19 protein-coding genes are annotated in these 24,618 nt (G+C 51.8%); 11 read left to right on the plus strand and 8 right to left on the minus strand.

The window, feature by feature from the left end; all coding sequences use genetic code 11:
• Window positions 1-38: 38 nt before the first annotated feature.
• Complete coding sequence (locus RIC05_RS06570; protein WP_350046400.1) at window positions 39-1,127, minus strand: polyamine ABC transporter substrate-binding protein; 1,089 nt, start codon at window positions 1,125-1,127, stop codon at window positions 39-41.
• A 143-nt stretch (window positions 1,128-1,270) separates the two neighbouring features.
• Between RIC05_RS06570 and RIC05_RS06575 the strand changes: the two genes are divergently transcribed.
• The 3 genes from RIC05_RS06575 (at window position 1,271) to RIC05_RS06585 (ending at window position 3,788) form a co-directional block, all read left to right on the plus strand.
• Window positions 1,271-1,891: a TetR/AcrR family transcriptional regulator gene (locus tag RIC05_RS06575; RefSeq protein WP_350046401.1), complete on the plus strand. Its 621-nt coding sequence runs from the start codon at window positions 1,271-1,273 to the stop codon at window positions 1,889-1,891.
• A 216-nt stretch (window positions 1,892-2,107) separates the two neighbouring features.
• Window positions 2,108-3,103 (plus strand): helix-turn-helix transcriptional regulator, encoded by a 996-nt coding sequence (locus RIC05_RS06580; protein WP_350046402.1) that lies wholly within the window; start codon window positions 2,108-2,110, stop codon window positions 3,101-3,103.
• Window positions 3,104-3,218: 115 nt separating this feature from the next.
• The gene (locus RIC05_RS06585) at window positions 3,219-3,788 is read left to right on the plus strand and encodes a YdeI/OmpD-associated family protein (RefSeq protein WP_350046403.1); all 570 of its coding nucleotides are present in this window, start codon (window positions 3,219-3,221) and stop codon (window positions 3,786-3,788) included.
• Here the strand turns inward: RIC05_RS06585 and RIC05_RS06590 are convergent, their stop codons facing one another.
• Window positions 3,789-4,430, minus strand: coding sequence for a TetR/AcrR family transcriptional regulator (locus RIC05_RS06590; protein WP_350046404.1), 642 nt, complete (start codon window positions 4,428-4,430; stop codon window positions 3,789-3,791). It lies immediately after the preceding gene.
• A gap of 163 nt (window positions 4,431-4,593) precedes the next feature.
• Between RIC05_RS06590 and dctP the strand changes: the two genes are divergently transcribed.
• The 3 genes from dctP (at window position 4,594) to RIC05_RS06605 (ending at window position 8,155) form a co-directional block, all read left to right on the plus strand.
• A complete protein-coding gene (dctP, locus tag RIC05_RS06595; protein ID WP_350046405.1) occupies window positions 4,594-5,697 on the plus strand; it encodes a TRAP transporter substrate-binding protein DctP in 1,104 nt (367 codons plus the stop codon).
• A 413-nt stretch (window positions 5,698-6,110) separates the two neighbouring features.
• A complete protein-coding gene (locus RIC05_RS06600) occupies window positions 6,111-6,962 on the plus strand; it encodes an AAA family ATPase (protein WP_350046406.1) in 852 nt (283 codons plus the stop codon).
• A 5-nt stretch (window positions 6,963-6,967) separates the two neighbouring features.
• Complete coding sequence (locus RIC05_RS06605; protein ID WP_350046407.1) at window positions 6,968-8,155, plus strand: vWA domain-containing protein; 1,188 nt, start codon at window positions 6,968-6,970, stop codon at window positions 8,153-8,155.
• A gap of 5 nt (window positions 8,156-8,160) precedes the next feature.
• On the opposite strand, the gene RIC05_RS06610 is transcribed toward RIC05_RS06605, so the two are convergent.
• The gene (locus RIC05_RS06610; protein ID WP_350046408.1) at window positions 8,161-12,054 is read right to left on the minus strand and encodes a PAS domain-containing hybrid sensor histidine kinase/response regulator; all 3,894 of its coding nucleotides are present in this window, start codon (window positions 12,052-12,054) and stop codon (window positions 8,161-8,163) included.
• A gap of 252 nt (window positions 12,055-12,306) precedes the next feature.
• On the opposite strand from RIC05_RS06610, the gene glpQ reads away from it, so the two are divergent.
• The 4 genes from glpQ (at window position 12,307) to RIC05_RS06630 (ending at window position 16,108) form a co-directional block, all read left to right on the plus strand.
• Entirely contained in the window at window positions 12,307-13,386 is a 1,080-nt protein-coding gene (gene glpQ, locus RIC05_RS06615) for a glycerophosphodiester phosphodiesterase (protein WP_350046409.1), read from the plus strand.
• 126 nt (window positions 13,387-13,512) lie between these two features.
• Window positions 13,513-14,115 (plus strand): NAD(P)H:quinone oxidoreductase, encoded by a 603-nt coding sequence (gene wrbA / locus RIC05_RS06620; RefSeq protein ID WP_350046410.1) that lies wholly within the window; start codon window positions 13,513-13,515, stop codon window positions 14,113-14,115.
• 184 nt (window positions 14,116-14,299) lie between these two features.
• Complete coding sequence (locus RIC05_RS06625) at window positions 14,300-15,163, plus strand: pirin family protein (protein ID WP_350046411.1); 864 nt, start codon at window positions 14,300-14,302, stop codon at window positions 15,161-15,163.
• Window positions 15,164-15,337: 174 nt separating this feature from the next.
• Complete coding sequence (locus RIC05_RS06630; RefSeq protein WP_350059748.1) at window positions 15,338-16,108, plus strand: substrate-binding periplasmic protein; 771 nt, start codon at window positions 15,338-15,340, stop codon at window positions 16,106-16,108.
• A gap of 110 nt (window positions 16,109-16,218) precedes the next feature.
• On the opposite strand, the gene RIC05_RS06635 is transcribed toward RIC05_RS06630, so the two are convergent.
• From RIC05_RS06635 to RIC05_RS06645, 3 genes are all read right to left on the minus strand, one after another.
• On the minus strand, window positions 16,219-17,205 hold the full coding sequence (locus RIC05_RS06635; RefSeq protein WP_350046413.1) for a hypothetical protein: 987 nt from the start codon (window positions 17,203-17,205) through the stop codon (window positions 16,219-16,221).
• A gap of 103 nt (window positions 17,206-17,308) precedes the next feature.
• Entirely contained in the window at window positions 17,309-18,091 is a 783-nt protein-coding gene (locus RIC05_RS06640; RefSeq protein ID WP_350046414.1) for an RT0821/Lpp0805 family surface protein, read from the minus strand.
• Window positions 18,088-18,612 carry a sigma-70 family RNA polymerase sigma factor gene (locus RIC05_RS06645; protein ID WP_350046415.1) on the minus strand — a complete coding sequence of 175 codons (525 nt, stop codon included), beginning with the start codon at window positions 18,610-18,612 and terminating at the stop codon, window positions 18,088-18,090. Before RIC05_RS06645 ends, RIC05_RS06640 begins: the two co-directional genes overlap by 4 nt.
• 185 nt (window positions 18,613-18,797) lie before the next feature.
• Here RIC05_RS06645 and RIC05_RS06650 point away from each other — a divergent pair, with 185 nt between their 5' ends.
• The gene (locus tag RIC05_RS06650; protein WP_350046416.1) at window positions 18,798-19,604 is read left to right on the plus strand and encodes a hypothetical protein; all 807 of its coding nucleotides are present in this window, start codon (window positions 18,798-18,800) and stop codon (window positions 19,602-19,604) included.
• Window positions 19,605-19,905: 301 nt separating this feature from the next.
• Here the strand turns inward: RIC05_RS06650 and RIC05_RS06655 are convergent, their stop codons facing one another.
• A complete protein-coding gene (locus RIC05_RS06655) occupies window positions 19,906-22,500 on the minus strand; it encodes a hypothetical protein (RefSeq protein WP_350046417.1) in 2,595 nt (864 codons plus the stop codon).
• Between the two features lie 36 nt (window positions 22,501-22,536).
• On the minus strand, window positions 22,537-24,405 hold the full coding sequence (locus RIC05_RS06660) for a secretin GspD/PilQ domain-containing protein (RefSeq protein ID WP_350046418.1): 1,869 nt from the start codon (window positions 24,403-24,405) through the stop codon (window positions 22,537-22,539).
• Window positions 24,406-24,618 lie beyond the last annotated feature (213 nt).

Raw genomic sequence — 24,618 nt, forward strand, 5'->3', positions numbered from 1 at the left:
AGCGGGGCAATGGCGGGTGTGCAACAAGCAAGGGATGCTTATTGCTGCAGCATCTCGACCCAGGCATCCTGCATCTGGGCATCCAGATCGGCATCCGGGATCGGATAAAGTTGCGAGTTGGCAAGATAGGCTGGCTGATCATCCCAGCGAAGGGCGGCCTTTTGCGCATCAGTCAGGTTTTCGCCTGCCTTGGCATTGGCGGGCATCCCCCAATAGCAAGATGAGGTTGCAAGACGCGACTGACCTTCGGGACTCATGATGTATTGGACGAATTTCAGCGCCAGATCAGGCTTGGCTGAGTCTTTCATCACCGCAATCGACTGTGCCCAGCGAAGTCCACCCTGTTTCGGGATGACCCAATCAAGGTCGGGTTTGTCTTCGGACAAAACCGCGGTGATCCATTCACCACCGCCAACAAGGATGTCGACTTCACCCGTGGCCAAAGCCGTCTGGGAGGAGACAACTTCGCCAACCTGTTTGGAGACCTTCTTCATCGCAAACAGCTTTTCCTTGATTGCGTCCATATCGTCCGCGCCAAGATCGGCTGTGTCGATGCCAAGGCCAAGTCCAACCAGACCAATCACCGGCAGGTAATAATCATAAACCGCAATACGTCCGGCATATTTGTCCGACCAGATCACCGACATGTCTTCCATGTCTTTGGGATCAACTTTCGTTTTGTCGAACGAAATGGTGTTGTAGCCGAACTTTTCAGTGACGGCATAGGTCTTGCCATCTTGCGTATTGTTTCCGGCCATCACGACTTCCGGGAACAGATCAGCGGTCGGCAGGGCATCGGCCGGAATTTCGGCCAGAAGATCCATTTCAACGGCGCGATGGACATCAACGCCATCAATCACAAGCACATCCCAATCGCCCGGACGGGATTGTTCAATGATCGAAAGGCCCGCACCCGTACCTTCATATTCCTTAAGATTGACTTTGACGTCGTATTGCTTTTCGAACGGCTCGATCAAAGCCGGATCGGTATGATCGCACCAGACAAGAGCATTAAGCTCCTCGGTGGCCTGTGCGCTGTTGGCAATCGCGGCTGCGCCCAAGATAAAGGTCGCAGCACCGCCCAGCAGCTTAATGCGGGTTTTCCCCGTGGAAACGTGACGAAACATTGGCTCTCCCTGATTTCATATTGAGGCCTCCCTTTTTATTGGGTATCTCGGCACTCATTTCGGTGCCGTTGAAAAAATATTGAACGTGTTCATTTTTTGAGTCAATGTAAATTTTGAACCCGTTCAGTTTTCCCGGAGTGACGATGTCTGGTTTGCGCGCCCAAAAGAAAGCCGACAAAAACCGCCGTATTCTTGAAGCGGCGACGACCTTGTTCCGCAAGGTCGGGTATGACAGTGCGCGCATTGAAGACATTGCCGACATGGCCGGTGTGTCCGTCGGAACGTTTTATAATTATTATAAAAACAAGGGCGACATGCTGATGGCGACGGTCTCGATGGAGGTCGAAGAAGTGCTGGCAGCAGGTGATCAGGTCATTGGTCGTGAACTTGATGATGTCGGCAAAGCATTGTCGGAACTGATCAGCAAATACTACGACCATTCCCTGACATATCTTTCTAAAGAAATGTGGCGCACCGCGATGTCACTTTCAATCGGGCAGCCTGAAACACCGTTTTCAAAACGCTATACCGCCCTTGATCACCGCCTGTCCAAACAGGTCTGCGATCTGTTTCGTTCGCTTCAAACACGCGGGATCGTGCGCAAGGACGTTGATTGCGACGCGACGGGTGAGCTCGTCTTTAACAATGTGAACATGATGTTCATCGAGTTCGTCAAAGACGAGGATATGGATATTGACGGGTTAAAGGCCGAGGTCACCCGGCAGAATGCCCCCGTCGCGGCACTCATGTCAGATGTGCTTTAGCCGCTAAGTGACAGCACTACACCGGTCATTTTCCGAAATGGTTTCACAAGGATATTCCGGTCAGCTTGCCGACAGCAAAATGCAACTTTGCGCAGGTTGACGTTTCGGGTGAGGACCATCACAGTTGCTTTCCCGTGCAAATGATAACAACATCAATATCGTAAGGTGATGCTCAGTCGATAATGTGCCGGAGGCATCTTGAGATTGGGAAGGGAGATGACGGTGAATACGAATGTTTCGGAAGGCGGGTTTGGATATGCGCCCGATACCGAACATGACGAAAATATCGACACGCTTGTTCTTGCTGATGGCGACTTGTTTGAGCTGCCCGGTGTTCAGGGGCGGCTGGAGCGGATCGAGTTTCCCAATGGCATGTATTTGCATCGTGCAGAGCTTAATGTGCGCGAAGATTCCTGTTTTAACGTCAAAAATTCATTGCCACCGGGCTGGATCGCAGGGTCAATTAATGTGATGGGAGACCTTCGGGTTGACTGCCCGAATGGCGCTTCACACCCACTGACGCCCGATCAAGGCATGGTGATGCGTATTGATCCGCTTGGAACGCGATATTTCCTGCCTGCGGGGCAAAAGATCCGCCATGTCGGTGTGGCCTGTGTGCTTGGTTCTTTGCGCGACCGGTTCGGGGAGACCTTGCCCAAGGTGTTTGATCCTTTCCTGTCCAAGCGCGATGATGTGGTTCTGATCAAACCGCTTGCCTTGACCAATCGAATGCGCAGCATCGTGAGTTCGATGTTTGGCAGCGATGTGACGGGGGCAGGGCGGATGCTTAAACTTGAAGGTCTTTCGACCCTTTTTCTGGCCGAAATGATTGACAGTTATGCCGCGCGTTCTGAGTTTGACACCTCGGATGGGGGAACTGAGCTTTCCGCATTAGATCAGGCAATTTTTGATGAACTCACATCCCTGATCAAAACCACGCCGGGTGGGCCGTTGGGGCTATCGCAGCTTGCCGTCAAATTTGAGATGCCCGAAAGTCGCGTGAACAGTTTGCTTAAATCCCAAACCGGCAAAACCTGCGCGGAATATGTCCGGTCCGAGAGGATGGCGATTGCGCGTGATCTTTTGACGACGGGCGATCTTTCAATCAAGGAAATTGCAGCCCATGTCGGGTTCAGTCATGTCAGTAATTTTTCGCGGTCATATCGCGACTGGTATGGTGAAAGTCCGGCATCGGCACTGCTGCGCAAATAGTCAGGAGGATGGCAGTTGCCGTACCATCACGGTGGAAAATTTGATCGAAAAGATCCGGATGGAATGGTAGGGATTTACATCTTTGGGTTGAGCCTTGATAGCGGAGATTGCACATATGAGCAGATCGATTGATCGTTATTTCACCGATGCAAAAAACTGGTCGAAAGAGATGACGCGTTTGCGCGAGGTTTTACTGGAATGCGATCTTGATGAAGATCTGAAATGGGGAAAACCCTGTTACGGATTTGAAGGCGAAAACATTGCCATTATCCAGCCGATGAAGAATGTTCTGGCTTTGATGTTTTTCAAAGGCGCGGTGCTCGACGATCCCGATCGACTGCTTGAAGCACCCGGTCCGAATTCGCGATCCGGTCGGCGGTTCCGGTTTCAAACTCTCGAAGATATCGAGACTGCCAAGGACGCGATCGGGTCCTTTGTCGCTGAGGCCATCGAAAAATCTGGTACTGAAATCGAAAAGCCCGATGCAATCGAATTGCCACAGGAACTGATTATCCGGCTTGATGCAGACACAGAGTTGAAAGCGGCATTTGACGCCCTGACACCCGGACGTCAGCGTGGATATGGTCTGTATATCGGTGGGGCGAAGCAATCCGCGACCCGTTTCAGCCGGGTTGAAAAATACCGCGATCGCATCCTTGAAGGCAAGGGCCTTCACGACCGCTGATCAGGCGTCCTTATCGGCTGCTGCGTGCAAATAGGCTTGTGCCACCAACCGGCTTTCATCCTGTAATCGCGCCAATGCGTCACTTCCTGCTGCAAGTTGCCCGAAGCTTGCCCGCGACAAACCGGCAAGTGATGACAGCACGGTAAAGGTAACCTGTTTCGGGTCTTTGAAGGTCGCATCAGATGCCTGTGCCAAAAGATTACAGATGGCCATGCCTATGCGGGCGAAAACATTGGAAGACATGCGCACCTGATTGATCGCACCGGCAACGCGATACATCGCCTCGGTTGCATCGGGGTTGACCATTTTCACAGAGACATAAGTATCTGCAATGCACGCGGCGAGTTCTGAAAGCGGGGCGGGTGGATGATGTGCTGCGATCTCTTCATAGGCGCGTGCCATTTCTTCGAAATGCTTCAGCAGGATGGCGTAAAGAAGCGCTTCCTTGTTGGGAAAGTATTGATAAAGCGTCCCAACCGAAACACCGGCACGTTCGGCGACCCGCGTGGTGGTCAGTTTGTTCATATCATCGGCCAGTAAAACCTGAATGGTTGCCGTATAGATCGCATCAACGGTCACCCCGGATCGTTCCTGAACAGGCTGTTTTCTGGGCTTTAGTTTCTCTGTTGTGGACGATTTCAATATGCGAATTCCAAGCTGAAGGATAATTCAGATATATTTGCATCATGACGATCGGGTCAAGACGGACCATATCAAACAGGCCTGATCATGACTGCAAACTTAAAACGAGCACCAGCAAAGCTATCAAATTGGATGCCCGTCCCACGATTGGAGAGTGGTATATATGCGTGAAGATCGCCAAAACTCAACCCTTGTGACCATTGGCCGCAGACTGTTTGTCGGTACCGTCATCGGGGCCGTTATTTCGGTTTCAGGCATGGTGCAGGCCATGGCACAGGATGCCAGGACAGCGCCCCGTATCCTGAAATTCAGCGATCATCAGCCATCTGATCGCATGCGCACGCGTTTCCTGCGCGACGTTGTCTTTCCGTTGATCGAGGTGGAATCAAACGGGCGCCTCAAGATCGAAGATCACTGGGACGGCGAACTTGCCAAGGCTTATGATGCCTTGGGTGCGGTGAGCAGCGGGGCGGTGGATATGGCAACCACGGTGCCGGAATACACCGCCAAGGAATTGCCACTTCATCAGATATTCAAAAGCTTCATCGTCGGTCCGACGGGTGATCGCCAGGTCGAATTTTTCCAGCGTATTTACGATGAGGTCCCGGCCTTTAATGAAGAACTGGCTGCCAGCAACATAGTGCCGATCTTCTTTGGAACGGGTTATCCGGTGGCGTTCTATGGCACGAAGCCGATGGCAGACCTTTCGACCATCGCCGAGCAAAAATGGCGTTCGGCTAGCTTCTGGCATCTCGATTTCCTGAAAAACACTGGTGCGACGCCTGTGCGCGTGCATTGGGGGCCGGAAGTTTATGAAGCGATGAAATCCGGTGAACTTGACGGTCTGATGGTTAATGTCGATAGCGGCTATTTCCTCAATGCTCATGAGGTGGCACCAAATATTCTGGTCTCCTATGACTTGTGGCTTGGTCACGTCTATCCGCTCACCATGAACAAGGATGTCTGGGATAGCCTGAAGCTTGAGGATCAGGACGCGATCAAACGCGCGGCAAGCAAGGCCTATGAAGCCCTTGGCAATGTCATGATCCAAAGCTTTGATGCGCAGGTCGAAAAGCTGCGAGAGGCGGGGGCAAATGTCCGCATGCTTGACGCAGCCGAGGTCAAAGCCTTCGCCGCCGCCACCCGATATCAGGACGTTCAGGCGGCCTGGGTCACTGAACAGGAAGCCAATGGCATCACCAAAGCGGGTGCTGTGATGGGCGAGGTTACCGCGATCATGAATGACGTGATGGTGAAGACCAACTAAACCGCCTTCGGAACCAAATCTCCCCGGCCGACATCCGGCCAACCCCATCGATGCAAGGAGCACGGTTTGTGTTCCTTGCATTTCATTTTGAAAACTTGCCCTCTTGATGTCGAAAGCCGAGGCTGTTCTCAACGTAAACCGTTGTTTAAAAGCGGTAATAAGGTGCATGCTCGATAACGAATAGACCAACAAGGACACAAAACCACAACATCAGCTGAGTGGGTTGATAAAGGGGGCACAAGAACAAGTTTTCAGGAAGTAGCAGTTATGCAAAGCCCCGTGCAGGCGGTTAATCGAAACTATGCGTAATTGCGGTCACCAGTCACAAGATTACAAGGTTGGTTTGCCCCCTTGCTCAAGTAGCTTTAACACCCTAGGTTAACGTAAACGTCAACCTTTGTTGCAGGGCACAAATGAAATTTCAGGGTACGGAAAATTACGTCGCAACCGAAGATCTGATGGTCGCGGTCAATGCCGCCATTACGTTGCAACGTCCGCTTTTGGTCAAGGGGGAGCCCGGAACCGGCAAGACGGTTCTGGCCGAAGAAATCGCCAAATCCCTTGGTAAAAAACTGATCACATGGTCGATCAAATCGACCACCCGCGCCCAGCAGGGCCTGTATGAATACGATGCGGTATCGCGCCTGCGCGACAGCCAGTTGGGCGACGAGCGGGTTCATCACATTGGCAATTACATCGTCAAAGGAAAACTGTGGGAAGCGTTTGAAGCCGAAGGCGACGATGCACCGGTTTTGCTGATTGACGAGATCGATAAGGCCGATATCGAATTCCCCAACGATCTGTTGCAGGAACTCGATCGCATGGAATTCTTTGTCTATGAAACACAGGAAACCATCAAGGCCACCAACCGTCCGATCGTGATCATTACATCGAACAATGAAAAGGAACTACCAGACGCATTCCTGCGCCGCTGTTTCTTCCATTACATCCGCTTCCCCGATGCCGATACGATGAACGAGATCATCGAGGTACATTATCCCGGCATTCAAAAACGTCTGGTCGCCGAAGCATTGAACCTGTTTTACGACATGCGCGATGTGTCGGGCTTAAAGAAGAAACCATCAACTTCGGAACTTCTTGATTGGTTGAAACTTTTGATGGCCGAAGATTTGCCACCTGAAGCCTTACGGGCCAAGGATGCCAAAACCGCCGTTCCGCCTTTGCACGGTGCGTTGCTTAAGAACGAACAGGATGTGCATCTGTTTGAACGCCTTGCCTTTATGGCCCGGCGCGAAGGGCGCTAAGCGGGATGTTCACCGGCTTTTTCTATAAGCTTAAAGAGATCCGCGTTCCGGTATCCTTGCGCGAATATCTGCTGTTGCTTGAGGCGGTGGAAAAGGGACTGGCGGGATATTCGGTAGAGGATTTCTATTATCTTTCTCGCGCGGCCTTGGTGAAGGATGAACGCCATCTTGACAAGTTCGACCGGGTTTTTTCCGAACATTTCAAAGGTGTGATTGACCTTGCCGATGGCATGGATGAGGTCGGGCAAACCGAAATCCCCGATGAATGGTTGCGCAAACTCGCTGAAAAGTTCCTGACGGACGAAGAAAAGGCCGAGATCGAAGCCCTTGGCGGTTGGGAAAAGCTGATGGAGACGCTTAAACAGCGTTTGGAAGACCAAAAAGGCCGCCATCAAGGGGGCAGTAAATGGATCGGAACGGCTGGAACGTCGCCGTTTGGCGCGTATGGCTACAACCCCGAAGGGGTGCGGATCGGGCAGGATAAATCCCGCCATCGCCGCGCGGTCAAAGTCTGGGACAAACGCGAATTTAAAAACCTTGATGACAGTGTCGAAATCGGCACGCGCAACATCAAGGTTGCCTTGCGCCGGTTGCGCAAATGGGCACGCACCGGGGCGGCGGACGAGCTTGATTTGCCCGGCACCATCACGTCAACTGCACGGCAGGGGTGGCTTGATGTGCAGATGCGCCCCGAACGCCATAACGCGGTCAAGGTCCTGATGCTGTTTGATGTCGGCGGGTCGATGGATGACCATATCAAGGTCTGTGAAGAACTGTTTTCTGCGGTCAAAACCGAATTCAAACATCTTGAATATTATTACTTCCACAACTGTCCGTATGAAGGGCTTTGGAAGGATAATGCGCGGCGTTGGAACGAACAGGTATCAACCTGGGACGTGATCAATAAATATGGCGTGGACTACAAACTCGTGATCGTTGGCGATGCCACCATGAGCCCCTATGAAATCACCTATCCCGGCGGGGCGGTGGAACATTGGAACGCAGAATCAGGCGCTGTTTGGCTTCAACGTTTACTTGATCATTTCGGCCATGCCGCATGGATCAATCCGCAGTCGGAAAACTGGTGGCCACATCATCAATCGATCCAGATCATGCACAAACTGATGGCCGGGCGCATGTTCCCATTAAGCCTGGATGGGCTTGATCGCATGACGGGCGAGCTTAATCGTTAGGAAGATCAAGGGTGTGTTTTCCGTTCAGCATTATCCGTGTCGATGAGTACAGATACCAACTCTTCAGGGTCGATCGGTTTGCTTAAATGGGCGTTCATGCCGGCATCAAGGCAGCTCGCCCGGTCGCTGTGAGATGCATTTGCTGTCATTGCAATAATCGGAAGTTCAGATTTCGATTTGAACTTCCGGATTTCGCGTGTTGCGTCCATGCCATCCATTTTAGGCATCTGTACATCCATCATAACAAAATCATAAGTCTGATTTGGTGCGAGCGCCTTCTCAACGCCCTCTAGGCCGTTAACCGCGCAGCTAACTGTAGCACCCTCGCTTTGTAGCAGTCCTTTGGCGACTTCTCTGTTCAATAGATTGTCTTCAACGACCAGAATATTCAAACCTGCAAGACGTGCGGTCTTCGGCTTGGCGATGTTGATGGTTGCGTGTCCGTCTACTGTTAATGTTCTTTCGAGCGCAGCGTGAAGGCATCGGGACGTAAAAGGTTTTTGAAGCGTGCGTACAGGCAAGGAAGGATCAACCTTTTTTAGATTGCTTTCTTGCCTGCACAGCGAAACAATTTGCGTACTATCAGTGTCAAAGGCAGCCAGTGCATTGACCAGATCACGGGTGTCGTTATCAGATAAGCCGTGTTCATCAATGATCATTGTTACCAGCGTCTGGTTTGGCTGGTTTGGGGCTGGCAAAGATTTGATAAACCCGGCCAGAGATTCTGAGATCACCAACTGACAGTCGCGTGGGCTGGACGTAAGAGGGGTCAGAGATTTTTGATAAATTTCCCTCGCTTTATCCGTCACGGAGAGCAAATAGACCGCCTCGTTCGTCGGAGCGTTCTCAGAAGGAATTGCAGTATTGTTAGAACCGGCAGGCACATCAAATTCAAGTTCGAACGAGAACACACTTCCTCTGTCAATCTGACTCTCTACGTTAATTTTCCCACCAAGGGCCGCAACAATGCTTTCACTGATTGTCAGGCCCAGACCGGTTCCACCAAATCTGCGCGTGGTTGACGCCTCTGCCTGTGTGAAGCCGGTAAACAGGCGCGCTAGTTGTTGATCTGAAATGCCAATGCCGGTGTCTTCAACGGCGAAGCGAAGTCTCGTTGAAAGTGCTTGTTGGCCTGTGACGGGCGTGACGGAAATGCAGACATACCCGTTCTGGGTGAACTTTAACGCGTTCCCGGCGAGATTGGTCAGGACCTGTTGCAATTTAAGGCCGTCACTTATGACCCGCATTGGAATATCGGATGAGACGTTGAAAATCAGATCGACATTGTCGTTGTGGTGACTGCCATAAAACGTGTCGGCCAGATCCTCAAACAATTGATGAAGTTCGAACTCGTGCATGTCGAGTTCCAGTTTGCCTGCTTCAATTTTAGAGTAGTCGAGAATATCGTTTAATATTCCAAGCAGTGCCTTTGCCGAACTTTGTGCTTTGGTTAGATAGTCATTTTGAGTGGCCGTAAGGTCGGTTTGCTGTGTGAGTTGCAGCATCCCGAGCACGGCATTCATCGGCGTGCGAATTTCATGGCTCATATTTGCAAGAAAGTTTGATTTTGCGACATTTGCCCTGTCGGCACTTTCTTTAGCTTGTTGCAGTAATTCTTCCCGATGAATCTGGTCTGTGATGTCCAGATTGAAGCCTGTTACCCGGATGGCATTTCCCTGTTCGTCGCGTTCGACATCCGCGCCGGCCTGAAGAACACGCTGTTCGCCTGCAGGCGTTATAATCTCAAAATTGATGTTGAAATCATTCGTCCCTTCAATAAGAGAAGATAGGCGATTTTGTGCTCTTTCGATGTCTTTCGGGGCGAGGCGGGAAGTCCAATGGTCAAGTTTGACGCCCTTGTTTTTTACGGTTTCGGGATATCCATAAATTTTGAACATATGGTCATTCCATTGCAGAGAATTATCTGCAACCTCCCAGGACCAAACACCCATTTCGGCAACATCAGCAGCCATTTCAAGTTGATTTCGTGCAATCTCCAACTGACGGCGGAAGTTATATTGCTGTGTGATATTGATCGAGACAAACAAGAACCCGCGGTGTGTTCCTTCTTCGTCCTGAATTTCCGATATAATGGTCGAGGCGTTGAATTCCGTTGTATCTTTTCTGACATGCGTCCAGTCGGTAGCCATCGACCGACCATTAAGTGCATCGTAAAACAGGGCCTGATTTTGCGTTATGGCATGGCCGTAACGTTCGGACAGGAGCGCGGCACGCTTTCCAAGTTCTTCCTGTTTGAACAGGCTAAAAATATCCATTTTATCAATGGCGTCCGACCGGTCGTATCCCAGCAAATGTTCAGCACCGCTGTTAAATAACGTAATCAGACCGTTTTCATTGGTTGCAATGATTGCGACATCTGATGCTGACCGTAAAATGTTTGTCAGTAGAGAATTCACACTGGTCAATTCAGCCGTACGTTCGGCGATCATTGCTTCAAGATTTTCGTTCATCTCGCTGATGCGTATACGGGCTCTTTTCTGTTCGGTGAAATCCCGCATTGTTTTGGAAGATCCTATGATTTCTCCCGATTTCGATCTGATGGGCGATGCCGTAACCGAAACATCAACCGGCGTTCCATTCTTGCGCAGTCTTTGCGTTTCAAAGTTTTCAACCTGCTGCCCGGTTTCAAGTCGTGCGGTAAGTTCAACTTCTTCCTGTCGCAAGGTCAGGGGAACCAGAATTTCATTGAACGATTTCCCCAGGGCTTCTTCCTGACTATAGCCAAACAAGGCCGTCGCGCCGGGGTTCCAGCTTGTTATGATCCCTGAAAGGTCACGGCCAATAATTGCATCAAACGAGGATTCGACGATGGATGCCAGTTCGGCGCGTCGTTCCATGGCATCGCGCTTATTGCGCAGGTTCGACATCATCGCGGCGAACAAAAGTGCCAGTGCAATGCTGGCAGTAGTTCCCGCCGCCAGTACAGCCTCGGGCGATGTCAGATTAAGGTTTCGAATAAATTCGGGTGTGACAATAAGGTTGATCAACCAGACCCGGCCAAAAATTTCAATTTTTATGCTGTGGTCGAAATCGGTTTTAGCAACCGAACCTTCCGGCAGGTTCCTGAAAAAGGTGACGGCGTTGCTCGGATCGGTAACGTCAATCACGTCAAGTTCGTAAGCACCGTTATAAATATCCAGATCGGCAAGAACTTCTTCCATCAACAAGGGGGCGTAGCTCCAGCCAAACGCAGCCGAAACGCGTTGTGCTTCAGTTTCCAGATCGCTTCCGGGTCTATATACCGGCGCCAGAATCAGAAAAGCCTGCTTTGTTTTACCCGATGCCTGTACGAGCGTGATCGGTCCGGTAAGCTGGACTGTTCCGGTTTTCATCGCATCATCGGCTGCTTTGCGTCGGTTGGCTTCTGACCCGATATCAAGGCCAATGGCCTCCATGTTTCTGGCGGAGGGCTCGATATATTGTATGACGTATCGTTCGATGGAATTGGGGGTTAACTGTCGAATTGAAAAAGACGGGGCATCGTCTTTACGTGCTTGTTCCAGAAATTCGGCCTCGTCACTGACAGCAACGCGCCGGATAAAGCCAAAGCCACGCGCGCCGGGGAATTCTGTATCGATATCGCGGATTTGGCTGTACTGAACAAACTTCTTGCGGGTAAGGTCGTTTTCGCCAGAAGCAAGAATGACACCTTTCGTACCGCTCAACCCATATTGGTAAAGCTTGAAGCGCTCGCTGATTGCAGCCGTCGTCTCTTCTGCGATTTTTTCAACGGCAGTGTGGATATAGTTCAGGTTTCCGGTGTGTAACTGCCATGCTGTTGCCCCTGTGATGACGATGCCGATCGTCGCAATGGTTAGTGTCAGGAACCGCAACTTTCTTAGAGAAAATGTATTTTTAATTTGGATCTCCAATACCACCAGAGCCGTGTGAACCTTGTTCTATGCTAAATTGGTATCGTGCGAAATTTGTCCAGTGGCAATTGTGCTAACGGGTCAATTAAATGGTTGTGGAACTCAACCGGTCATCAAGCGTTATCTGGGTGTGTAACAGTTTCATGAAGAACGTGAAAACAACACACAGGAGCGTTTCTCAGCCCAAAGGCTGAGCCTATAGTCCAGAAAACGCCGCAGGAAAGTATGGCGGTGGCAAATGGCATTAAGGATTTTGGGATGATGGTTAAAAAGACGATCCGTGCAGCACTGTTTGCTGTCAGCCTGTCGGTTTTCGCTGCGTTGATTGGTCTGAATATGTTTGGACCAAGTGTTGGTCACGCACTTGCCCAGGATGTGACGCAGGAAAAAGTCGTTATCGCCCATCGCGGTGCGTCGGGCTATTTGCCAGAACATACTTTGGCGGCAAAGGCGCTGGCCTATGGCATGCGGGCCGACTACATCGAACAGGATGTGGTTCTGTCAAAGGACGGCATTCCGGTCATCCTTCATGACATTCATCTTGATACCACCACCGACGTTGCGCAAAAATTCCCCGAACGTACCCGCGAAGACGGGCGGTATTACGCAATTGATTTCACCTTGGCCGAAATCAAAACCCTGAACGTCACCGAACGGTTTAAGGCCGATACCGGCAAGCAGGTTTATGCGGATCGTTTCCCGGGTGAATTTGGCATGTTCAAAGTCCCGACACTGGAAGAAGAAATCAAACTTGTTCAGGGACTGAACCATTCCACCGGGCGCGATGTTGGCATTTATCCCGAAATCAAAGACCCGGCTTTCCACCGTGCCGAAGGGCAGGACATCACCAAAACCGTGATCTCGGTCCTTGAGAAATGGGGCTATAACAATCCGGCTTCAAATGCCTTTGTTCAGTGCTTTGACTGGGCCGAAACGCAGCGTATCCGCAATGAACTGAATTATCAGGGCAAGCTGGTACAATTGATCGGCGAAAACCGCTGGGGCGCACCGGACGGAACCGATTATGACTATCTGAAATCCAGAGACGGCATTCTTGACATGGCCAAGGTCGTGGATGGCATTGGCCCATGGTTGCCTCAGGTCATTGAAGGGCTGAGCGAGAATGGCACGGCGATGATGACACCCACCCTGATTTCGGCCCAACGGGCACAGCTTATGGTTCATCCCTATACGTTGCGTGCGGATCAATTGCCGAAGTGGGCCGGGGATATGGATATTGCATTAAAGGCGATTTTTGACGATGCCGGGATTGATGGCATTTTCACCGATTTCCCCGATCAGGTCGTGCAATATCTCGCCAGCAATCCGGGGGCATAATTTAAACGTAAAGGTGGATTAACGGTTGTTGCGTTTCATGCATCAGTTTGTTTCCAACCTGTACGTTTCGAATGTCGCCTGAGACTGCCATCATAAAAAATTGACACATCATCCAAGGAGCTCGCTATGACCAAGGTACTTGTTCTCTATTATTCCATGTATGGGCATATCGAAACCATGGCCAATGCCGTGGCAGAAGGTGCGCGCGGCGTTGCCGGTACGCATGTCGACATCAAACGTGTCCCGGAAATCATGCCAGAAGAGGCCGCAAAGGCCGCCGGTGCGAAACTTGATCAAGCTGCACCGATTGCAAGTGTTTCGGATCTTCCAGAATATGATGCGATTATTTTTGGTGTGCCAACCCGCTTTGGCAATATGTCAGCCCAGATGCGGAACTTCTTTGACCAGACCGGCGGCCTTTGGGCCAAGGGCGCTTTGATCGGCAAAATCGGTTCTGTTTTTGCCTCGACCGGCACCCAGCACGGTGGTCAGGAAACCACGATCACCTCAACCCATACGACCTTGCTCCATCATGGCATGGTGATTGTTGGCGTACCTTATAGCTGTGCCGGCCTGACCAATATGGATGAAATCACGGGCGGGTCGCCTTATGGCGCATCAACCCTTGCCGGGGCTGATGGTTCGCGCCAGCCGTCGGAGAACGAGCTTGATATCGCCAAGTTCCAAGGCAAGCATGTTGCTGAACTTGCCGCAAAACTGGCTGGCTAAGCCTTAAAATCTGTTATGAACAAGAAAGGCAGTTCCGCCAACGGGACTGCCTTTTTGTATATTTTCGCACATATGGAAACAATCCGGTGCCTGATTGCGTCTTGTTTGGCGACAGTTTTGTGCGAAAGTGGTGCAATGAAATTGTATCTGGTGCGCAGCACCGGTGAGCTCAGGAGATTTGAAAATGTCGGATGCCGATACAAAAGCACGCGGTGTGAAAAGGGTTTTGCGGGCCATGGATACCTCGGACGGGGCAGGGGTTTCGCTGAAACGCTCTATTGGCTCGCCACAGCTTGATATGCTTGATCCGTTCCTGATGCTTGATTCAATCTCGACCGACAATGCCGATGATTACATTGCCGGTTTCCCGGAACATCCCCATCGTGGCTTTGAAACTGTGACCTATATGGTCGAAGGCGCAATGGGTCATAAAGACAGCATTGGCTCAGAAGGTGTTTTGCGATCAGGTGGTGTGCAATGGATGACAGCCGGAAGCGGGATCATTCATTCTGAAACACCCAAGCAGGAAAACGGCCTTTTGCAGGGGTTCCAACTGTGGATCAACCTGCCTGCCAAGGACAAAATGATCGATCCGCGCTACCAGAATATCGAAGCGCCGGATGTGCCTGAAATTGCCGTAAGTGAGGGGGTTGATCTGCGCCTTGTTGCCGGTGAAATGTTTGGCAAAACCGGTCCGATCAACGGAATTTCGACTGATCCGGTGTTTGTTGATGTCAAACTTGATGCCGGTGCAGAAGTTTCCATCCCGATGCCAGAAGGCCATGCCGGGGTTGTCTATGTTTTCATCGGCGATGCGGTGATTGCCGGTAAAGACGTTCCGACGCACCATCTGGCGGTTTTGCGCAACGGGAACAGTGTGACGCTCAAAGGGGGCGAAGACGGTGGGCGGATGTTGGTGATTGCAGCCCGTCCGTTGCATGAACAGGTTGTGCGCTATGGCCCGTTCGTCATGAGCAGCAAACAGGAACTGATGCAGGCCTTTGACGATTTCCAGAATGGCAGATTTGTGCGCAAGGCTGCATCGTAAAACGCTCGGAACCCTCTACGCAGTAAGCGTTTAACGCGAAAGTCCCGGTCATTTTTGATCGGGACTTTTTTGTTGGACAGATTTAAAGTTGCTTCTGGGATCGTTCCGGGCTTGAAAGAAGCGTAATATTTTCTAACCTATAGAAAGCATGAAACAAAAGGCGATCACAGCGCGATGGTCACAATAGCGCGGCGCATTCTTTATACGGTCTTGATCTTGGCGGGCTTTGCATCCGCATCGCCTGTAATGGCAGATGAACTTCGCCAAGAAATCAGATTGGTCACCGGCGATGCTTTTCCCCCTTTCGCAGATCGAAAGTTTGATGGCGGTGGCATCATTACCCAAGTTGTTCGCAGAAGTTTTGACATTGCCGGTTATCAGCAGGTGACGGTGATCTGGCGTTCTTGGCTCAAAGGGTATGAAATGACGCTTGAAGGGGAAGTCGATGGTACGTACCCCTATGCGCAAACGCCTGAACGTGCTCGGTCAATGTTGTTTTCTAATCCGATTGCCAATCTGTCTGCCTATGGCTGGTTTTCCAAAAAACGGGACCCTTATCGCGATAATATTGATCTGGTCGGTAAGGCGATTTGTTTGCCATTGGGGCATGGGGAACTTGGCCAGACGGGGCGCCTGCTTGGATCAGGACAGGCAAACCGCGTTTCGCCACCGGATATGAAAACCTGTTTCAAATTGCTTGCCGCGGGGCGGGTCGATAGCGTTGTCTCCCCCGTGCCAGAAGCCCTTGCCGCGATAACCGAGGGTGGGTTTTCCGAAGATGATTTTGGTCATATCGATGAAAGCCTTTCTGATATGCCCTTACATTTCATCATTGGCCCAAAACACCCCAGAGCCCAAACCATCATGAATGATTTCAATCAGGGCCTGAAGAAATTGCGCGATAGTGGCGAACTCGACCAGATCCTTGGGCAGGCGCAGTACTAGCACACTTGTGACCAGTCTTGGTTGGTCACGCCCTTGGAAGTAAGGACACTCTTCCATCGGGATATGAGCCGTTCCAACAGGGGTGATGCGACAATGATCTGACTGATGGCTTAACTCGCCTTGTCGGCAACCTCGTCTTCAATAACCCACCCGTCATCGGTGCGACAGGCGGTTTTGATCTGTTCGCTGGTTCGGCTGCGCGCACTGAGTTCTTGGCGATATGTGCGACACCAAACCCCCTTGTCCGTTTGTACTGTCTTAAGGGGGGTGATTGCGATGGTCAGGGAAGACTGTGTTGCGCGTTTGGTATCACCAGAATTGATATTCTCGAGTGCGACTTGAACGGTGTCTGACACGCGTTCGCGCTGTTTCTGTGGAATTTTGGCCGGTGCGGGACCGTAGGTCAGAAGGCTTTCTTCATCTTCCTCATCTGAATTCCACTTGCGATACCGCTTTACGTAAAAGCCGACGTCGGGCGCGTACCACCATCTGGTCGTTTGCATCCACCATTGTTTGTAATACCGCGCACATTCAATGACGAAACTGTCAAAGGTGCCTGCTGGGACTTCGACCGTTTCGGTGGCTGGAACCTTGCAAGTCAGCCATTGGTCGAAACTGTTGGTATCGCCGGTATCGGGATCAATATTTTCCGATTTCGTCGATACCCGGACAAACTTCGCAACCGAGAGTGGCCAGATGGTTTCTGAGCCTTCCTTGACCGTCGCACTGCCAGTTCTTTTGCGGTCTTCCTGATCGGTATAGGACCAGTCAAGGTTGGGACCGGTGAAATCCGCCGTTGTTTCAAATCGGTAGTCCCCGCCGCCATTCCATTCGACGCGATCGCCATTCAGGCTTTTGACATAAATGGCCCGGCCGCTGTCAAAAACAAATGCGTCGCCAACACCAAAGCTTGGCAAGGATGCCGGGGCAAGTTCAGGTCCGGAATTTGGCGTTTCTTTTGCGTAGGCGCCCAGCCCGTCATTGAGATCGTTCAGGGATTGGGAAAAGTCATCCATCGTTTGACAACTGCCAAGTGCGACAAGGGCGAAAACGCAAAAAAGCGCCGTTACCGGGCGCATCAGATTGGGCGTAGTCATTGGTTCGATCCTGCTCATTCTTTATATTTGTGTCTTCTCATCTTGGTCGTCAAGTCGCAATCAGGCAGCAACTGGTGGATACCCGATTACTGTCTGATTGCGTTTAGAGTTTCTGTTTCGGTGCCATGGGATCTTCGATCTCGGGCAGGCTGGCGCCTGGGATCAAGCGATAAACCGTTTCCCATTGACCATCGCCGGTGCGGCATGCGCGGCCATAAAAACTGTCAGGACCATTGGCGAAGGTATTGGTCGGGAACGTCACCTGATATTCACGGCAAAAATGCCCGGACTGACGGAAGGTGCGCAGCGGTTCGATCAATGTTTCCGCATTATCAGAATTCCCTTGATCAAGGGCGACATGGCGGATTGCACCGCTTAGAGTCTTTTCCAGTGTCAGACTGATTTCCTGATCAAGTACCGGATTGCTAACCGGCGAATAGGTCACAAGTTGCGCATTACCGTCAGATAGGCTTGCGACGTCAGTTGCCGCCATCTGACTAAACCAATTGCCACCGACAAAGGCGATCAGAACGGCTGCGGCCGCACCAATACCGGTCCAGATCGCAGTGTTGCCATTTGCCGCGTGCGGTGGTGTGATTGATGTCTTGCCACTGTCTGTATAGGTCCGGACACGCGACGGGATTGGCTTGTTATCGAGAATATCTTCGATGTTTTTCGAAAGTTCCGGATAAAGCGCATCAGGCAGAAGCCTTTCGGACTGGTTGCGCAGGACGATGGATTGACCAGCCATAATGTTGAATTGGCGGGTCAATACCGGGAAATTGGCAATCCGGTCTTCAAGCTTGCGGCTTTCAGTCGGTGCGAGTTCGCCGTCGATATAAGCCGACAGCAAAATAAAGTCCTGATCCGTTAATGCTGTGGTCATGGCGATCCTCGTTGAATATCTGTGTTATCTGTTGTCTGGCTGTCATCGTCATGCAGGGCCGCAAGGGCCTTTCGGGCACGGGCGACGCGACTCATGACGGTTCCATCGGGCACTTGAAGAATGTCGCCGGCCTCGCGGTAGCTGTATCCTTCAATCAAAACCAATGTGATGGCAGAACGCTGTTCTTCCCCCAGTGCAGCCAAGGCAGATTGCAGGAACATTCTGTCTACACCGCCATGGTTTTGGCTCGGTGCGCTGCTGTCGCGCGCATCTTCAAACGAAATGACATTGCCGCGTCGCTGGTCCCGACGCTTTTCGTCAATCCAGCTGGTCTGAATAATCCGGTACATCCAGCTATCAAGCCGGGTCCCGGGTTCGTATTGATGGATCCGCTCGACTGCTTTGGCATAGGCGGTTTGTACCAAGTCCTCAGCTGCGATTGGATCACGTGTCAATGACCGCGCAAACCGCAAGGCGCGCGGTAACAGATCAGTTAGTTCTGTTTTGAGTGCGGTGTCCAAACCGGGTGTCCCATTCTGGTTTTGTGGGTCCTATTGTGTAGATAACGTGCGCGTTGGTCTGTTTCTTCCGTCACAGTTCAAAAAAAATACAGAAAAAATTACGACGGTTGGGAATAAAGCGATAAGCCGGGGCGTTGTCCTTGCAAATCAACACGAAATTCCCTGCACTGGATTGGAGAAGACCAATGACACGCCACGAAACAAAACGTCTGCGCACGAAGATCGCCACGGTAAGCGCACTGGGCCTTGGTGCCTTTGCATTGATTGCAACACCGGTGTCGTTCGATATCAGCCTCTATAAAATGACCGACAATGCTGCATTTGCCCAAGGCAACGGAAACGGCAATGGCGGTGGCAATGGTAATGGTGGCGGCAACGGTAACTCCGGCGGCAATGGGGGAGGCAGCGGCAATAGCGGCGGTAACGGTAACGGCAATGGTGCCGATGGTCCGGGCAATAGCGGTGGTTCCGGCGGTCCCGGTAACAGCAATGCTGGTGGCAACGGGAATGCCGGTGGTAACGGTGGCGGCAATGGGAATGGCGCAGATGGTGGCAAAGGGCAGGGCAACAGTGCTGCTGCACGTTCCAGCGCGCAGGGGCTTGGTCTTCAGTCGAAATCTGCATCTGCCGAAGAGGGTGAAGAAGAAGGCGTTGCAGATCGCAGCATGCCGCCCGGCATTGCAAACGCGCCAGGGCTTGCCGGTGCATTGCCACCGGGTATCCAGCGGGTATTTGGCGCACCAGCCGGGCCTGACGTTGACCCGGATGTCGAGCAGGACATCATTACCAAGGGCTGGAAAGAGCTGACCCGTCCGGACGCAGATGATGGCGAAACCCCTGATGATGGTGAGCCGGACGTCGGTGACGCGGGGGATGCCGGTGATACGGGCGACACAGGTGATACGGGTGACACCGGTGATACAGGCGATACAGGCGATACAGGTGACACTGACGATACCGCTGATACCGGCGACACAGGCGATAATGCCTAAGGACGAACTACAAAGCAGTTGATCCTGCTTCAAACACCGTGGTCGTACCCAAGCCCACGGTGATACTCAAGGCCCCGTCTGGTCCCCCACCGACGGGGCCATTTTTTTGATAAAGAATTGGGGGCCGAGCACGAAAAAGCCCCCGCCGAGTAATCGGCGAGGGCTTCTGAATTTGGCGAAACTGCCAGCGTGATCAAATCAAAAGCGCCAAATCCTTGACTGTAGGGCCAAGGTCCTAAGCTGGAGAGGGTGTTGACGTCATTTTCTGTAACCCAATGCGGTCGGTACTCATTGAAAGGGGTTAATCCTTGGCTCGTTTGACGTCAGTGCTTGAGCTGGTATTTGCAATCCACGGACGGCCATCAGATGCAACATCTACTCTGTTGGGGGTCGCATTTTTGACCGTGTCGAACGAGTTGTTTGTGGCATTCCATTTTTTCAAAACGTACTGGCTGTTATCCAAAGCAGAGATATAAACACTACCGTCTGTGCCCGCTCCGATGTCATTTGCATTTACGCTTTGCCCCAACGGGCGATTTTCAAATTTTGTGCCGGTGAATTGCTGGACGATGTTGTTGGAATCCATAATCCACAAATCGCCGGCCCGACCAACAGCGACCTTGGAAACGTCATCATTGTTGAATTTGGTAAACGCGTTGGTTCCCGGCTTAAGGTGATAAAGCGTGTTGCTGATCACAACATAAACCGTGTTATCGATGCCGATCGACAAGCTTTCGATACTACCGGATGTGACACTGTAGGTTCGCTTGATGCTGCCGGTTGACGACAGTCTATAAATCGATCCGTTTTCGGTCGTCCAGATGCTGCCGTCGCTCGCAATGTCGATGTTGCGCAAGTCTTGATTGAATGAAAGAGAGACTTCCTCGAACTTCTTTTGCGTGCTGTTGAATTTCAAAAACGGGTTTGGCCCCTGATTTTGGGACGAACCATACACATAGACACCATCATCTTGCCCGACGACAAATTCTTCAATCGTATTTAGGTTCGTGACAAACGTCTCGAAGGCAAAGTTCTTCGTAAACGTAAAGGCATTGTTTGAGGGAACATCGACCACTGCTGCAGTACTTCCGCTGCCGGTGGTGTCACCGGCTGTTGATGCGGCGATTGTACGATCATCCTGTTCGTTGCGTTCAAAGAACGTAGAGGCCAGTGCAAGTGTTGATGTCGTAACCACCCATGGATAACCATTTGGCCCCACTGCTACATTCTGTGGTGTATGACCTGGCGTTTGAATCACGTCAAAATTCTTACCATCCGTGCCCAGACGCATCAGAAAATTGCTGTCGGCGACGACATAGACACTCCCATCTGGACCGATGGAGATACTTTTTGCTTTTTGCGAGAAGACTTCGCAGGGCGTTGATGCGCAACGCTGTACCAGATTGTCAGAACGAATGGTCCAAGGCGTGCCATCGGGTGCCACCGCCACCAACAGGCCCTGGCCCGGAATACGATCAAACCGGGTCATTGTGTCATTCAGTTTCGATAAATTTCCATTTGCGCCGGCGATCACAACCGATCCATCCGCGCCAATGGCAATGTCAGAACCTGTCGCGTTGGGGATTTGTTTCCACAAATTTCCCGTATGGCGAAATACCCGCCCCAAAGTAGAAATTCCCCATGGGTTGCCCTGTGCGTCAACTGCAATACGGATAAGGGTGCCCGGGAAGCTTTCGAAGCGTTTGCGCGTGTTCGACCATCGCAGGATGTTCCCTGCGGCATCAAGACCAAACACACTACCGTCCCGACCGATTGCCAGTGTCGAGGCGCTTTTTTGGGTGTTCACAAAGGTAATATTTTCGTCCGTCGTTACAGCTACCGGATCAAGCGTGGCAGTGTTCTCTGTCCCGGGCGCAACCGTCTTGGCGCCATTTTGCGGCGCGCCTGTTTCAGGTGAAACCGGGGCGGCGGTGAGGGGCCTTGCAATCTGCACAGGTGCAGCTACCGGTGCCACCTGGGGCGACGGCGCAACGGTCGTCGTCGTTGATAAAGGTTCTGCCGAAATTCCAGAAGCAACGGCCGCAGGGGCTGTGTCGACTGGTGCGACCACCGTAGGTGCCCTTGCTTCCGGGGCGCGGCCTTGTTCAGTTTTGATTTGCTCTGGTGCGACCAGCAATGTGGTCGCCATAATGCTGCCATCCGCGAGGACCGCCCATGGCCCGCCATCCGGTGCCGCCGCCGCCGCTGTCACACTATCAACCCCGGCAAGCACCTGCCAACTGCGCTGTAGACTGTTCCAGACCCTTATCCGGCCCTCAGCATCGGCAATTACCACTGTATCATTGGCACCAACAGCAATGTCGATTGCCCGTCCGGGCACAGTAGTCCAATCCTTGCCGTTGAAAGTTCGAATACTTCCATCGCGGGTCACGGCCCAGGGATTTCCCGCCATATCCAATGCGATGCGATACGCCTGACCTTCCAGCGTCCGCCATTCACTACGCAGCGGGTTCCATTTTTTTATTTCACCGTTCACTTTGGCGATATAGACGTTGCCCAACGCATCGGCAGCGACATCGACAACTTCTGTATCCTTGCTTTCCCACCACAAACCGTTATAGCGAAAAACCACGCCTTGCGCGTTGATCGCCCACGGGCGATTTCCCTCAGCTGCGGAAATCCGGACGAAATCACCAGACATCTTGCGCCAACGTTGTTCCAGCGCATCCCAACGCCAGGGCGTACCATTCGGCGCAACGATATAGGCCTGCCCCTGACTGTTGATCGATATATCAACAGCCGTTCCCGGCAACCGGGTCCAATTCACAGATGGTGGGGTTGGGGTATTTTGCGCCCAAACACCCTTGAGAAGCAGGGCTGCACCAAGTGCGACACAGAAAATAACCAGACAAAACCGCAGCATTGCCAATGTCATTGGACAACCTCGCATCACAGTTTTTGAAAACAAACGCTATTTACCAAGCAAACGTTCACGCACCATCGCGATGTGTTGCTGGTCTTGGGGGTCGTTTTGCCAAGACTGAACTTTCACATCGCCGCTTCTGAATTCCTCAAAGAATTCACGTCCTTGCAGCTTTTCAATGACTTCGTTGAAGGTTGCGCGCGGTGTAAACCAGTCTTTATGACGAAGCTGAAGACGTTCGATGTCGCGTTCCAGATCCGACATTTCGTCGATCACAACATCACGATCAGCTTGCGCGCGGCGGGCGTAATGCGGGCGACGTGGCGTCATCAAAATCAGGACAGAACGTTCGAAATGGCGTTCAACACGCTGGGAAAACAACAGATTGATAAGCGGCACATCCATCAAACCCGGCACGCCATCGGCTGATTTGGATGTCTCGCGCTCGCTTAATCCGCCAAGCACAAGGGTCTCGCCGAACTTCATTGTCACGGTTGAGTTCACATTGGTCTTGGTTGTGTCGAGGCGGAATTCAAACACAACTGAATTGGACGGATCGGTCAGGAAGGTCCGTTCAGCTACGACATGTAAACGGATCATGTCATCAGGCAAAATTTCCGGTGTGACGGCAAGTTTGACACCAACCTCCTTTTGCACCGAAACGCTATCGCCATTGCCGCCGGAAACCGCAGCAGCAAGAATTTCTGTACCCGAGAAAAACTCGGACGTTTGCCCCGCCTGCGCCACCAGACTTGGTTTGGCCAAAACCTGATTATTTGCATCGGCCGAATTGGCAATATTAAGCGAATATGTCACAGCGGGAATACTGATTGCACGCGTGATTGTTTGGGTGCTTTGTTCCAGCCCGGTATTCAAATAATCCTTGGTGCGTGTTGACTCATACCCAAATCCGGTCGTCCCGGTCAGTGGGTCTCCAAACTGCAATTGCAATCCGTTCAACAAATTGATGCCGCGCGAATTACGAACATCTTCCTGGGTGCCGATCAAGACAACATCGACCACCACCATACTTGAATCCACAAAGCCTTGTTGCGTTGGACCACCTTGTGGGCCGGGGGCCCCATAAGCGTCCTGTGGCGCGGCGGCATAAGGATCGGGCGCCGCACCATAGGGATCAGTGGAACCATAGGGATTACTCGAACCGTATGGATTGCTGGAGCCATATGGATCATTTCCATACTGCGCCATCATGACCTTGGCATCGCTATCATAAAAGGACTGCCACCCCTGAACCCGGTTTTCCAGATACGTGATGTTTTCCGGACCCAACACGGCCTTGCGATAGGCCTCGACAAACGACGCTGCCCCCGCGCGATCATCCATTGCGGCGAGAGACAACGCCGCAGCTTTCAGGATTTCGGGTTGTTCATTTGCGTCAGGTGCAACGCTCAGCAAACGCTTTAGCGCGGCTTCCGCCGTTTTGGGGTCCCGCGCATAATATGAAGCCGAGGCCAGGCTATAAAGCACTGCCGGATCGTCACCACGATGAAGGGCAACGGCTGCGAAATAGCCCTGTGCAAGCCCATAACGCCGTTGATCCATATACAACAGGCCCAATTGGTAATTTGCCGACAAGTTACCCGGGTCAAATTTAAGTGCCTGCTGATAACCTTGCTCGGCCAATTCAAACTTGCTGGCGTCACCCTTTACCCCCATCAGATGGTAGGTTAATCCGTTGAGAAACTGCAAATCCGGATTGGTGATATCAAGTTTCAAAGCCAGATTGATCAAGCGGGATGCTTCATCCATGTTCTGGGCTTCCAATGCGTTGATACTTTCGCGCACCAGAACCTGAACGGCATCGTCTTCGACGACGGAATCTGTGAAGACGGGGTGTTGCCCACCTTCGCGGGGCACTGACTGTGCGCCGTTGCCACTTAGTGAACGCTGAGACATCAAATCTACTGTCTGACAGCCAGCAACCAGAAACGTCGATAAAACTACAGCCGCTCTAAAGGATGTTTTCATCATATTTTGTCGCTTGAGTTCTTTACTTATCTGGACCAAACGCCACTTCCCCAAAAAATCAACAGCCTTATTGCTTGAAAACAAAACGCCCCCCGGCGCGACGGCCATGTGTAATTCGATCCCTGACAATCCGGACTACAG

Source organism: Thalassospira sp., from assembly GCF_040218635.1.
GTDB lineage: Bacteria > Pseudomonadota > Alphaproteobacteria > Rhodospirillales > Thalassospiraceae > Thalassospira.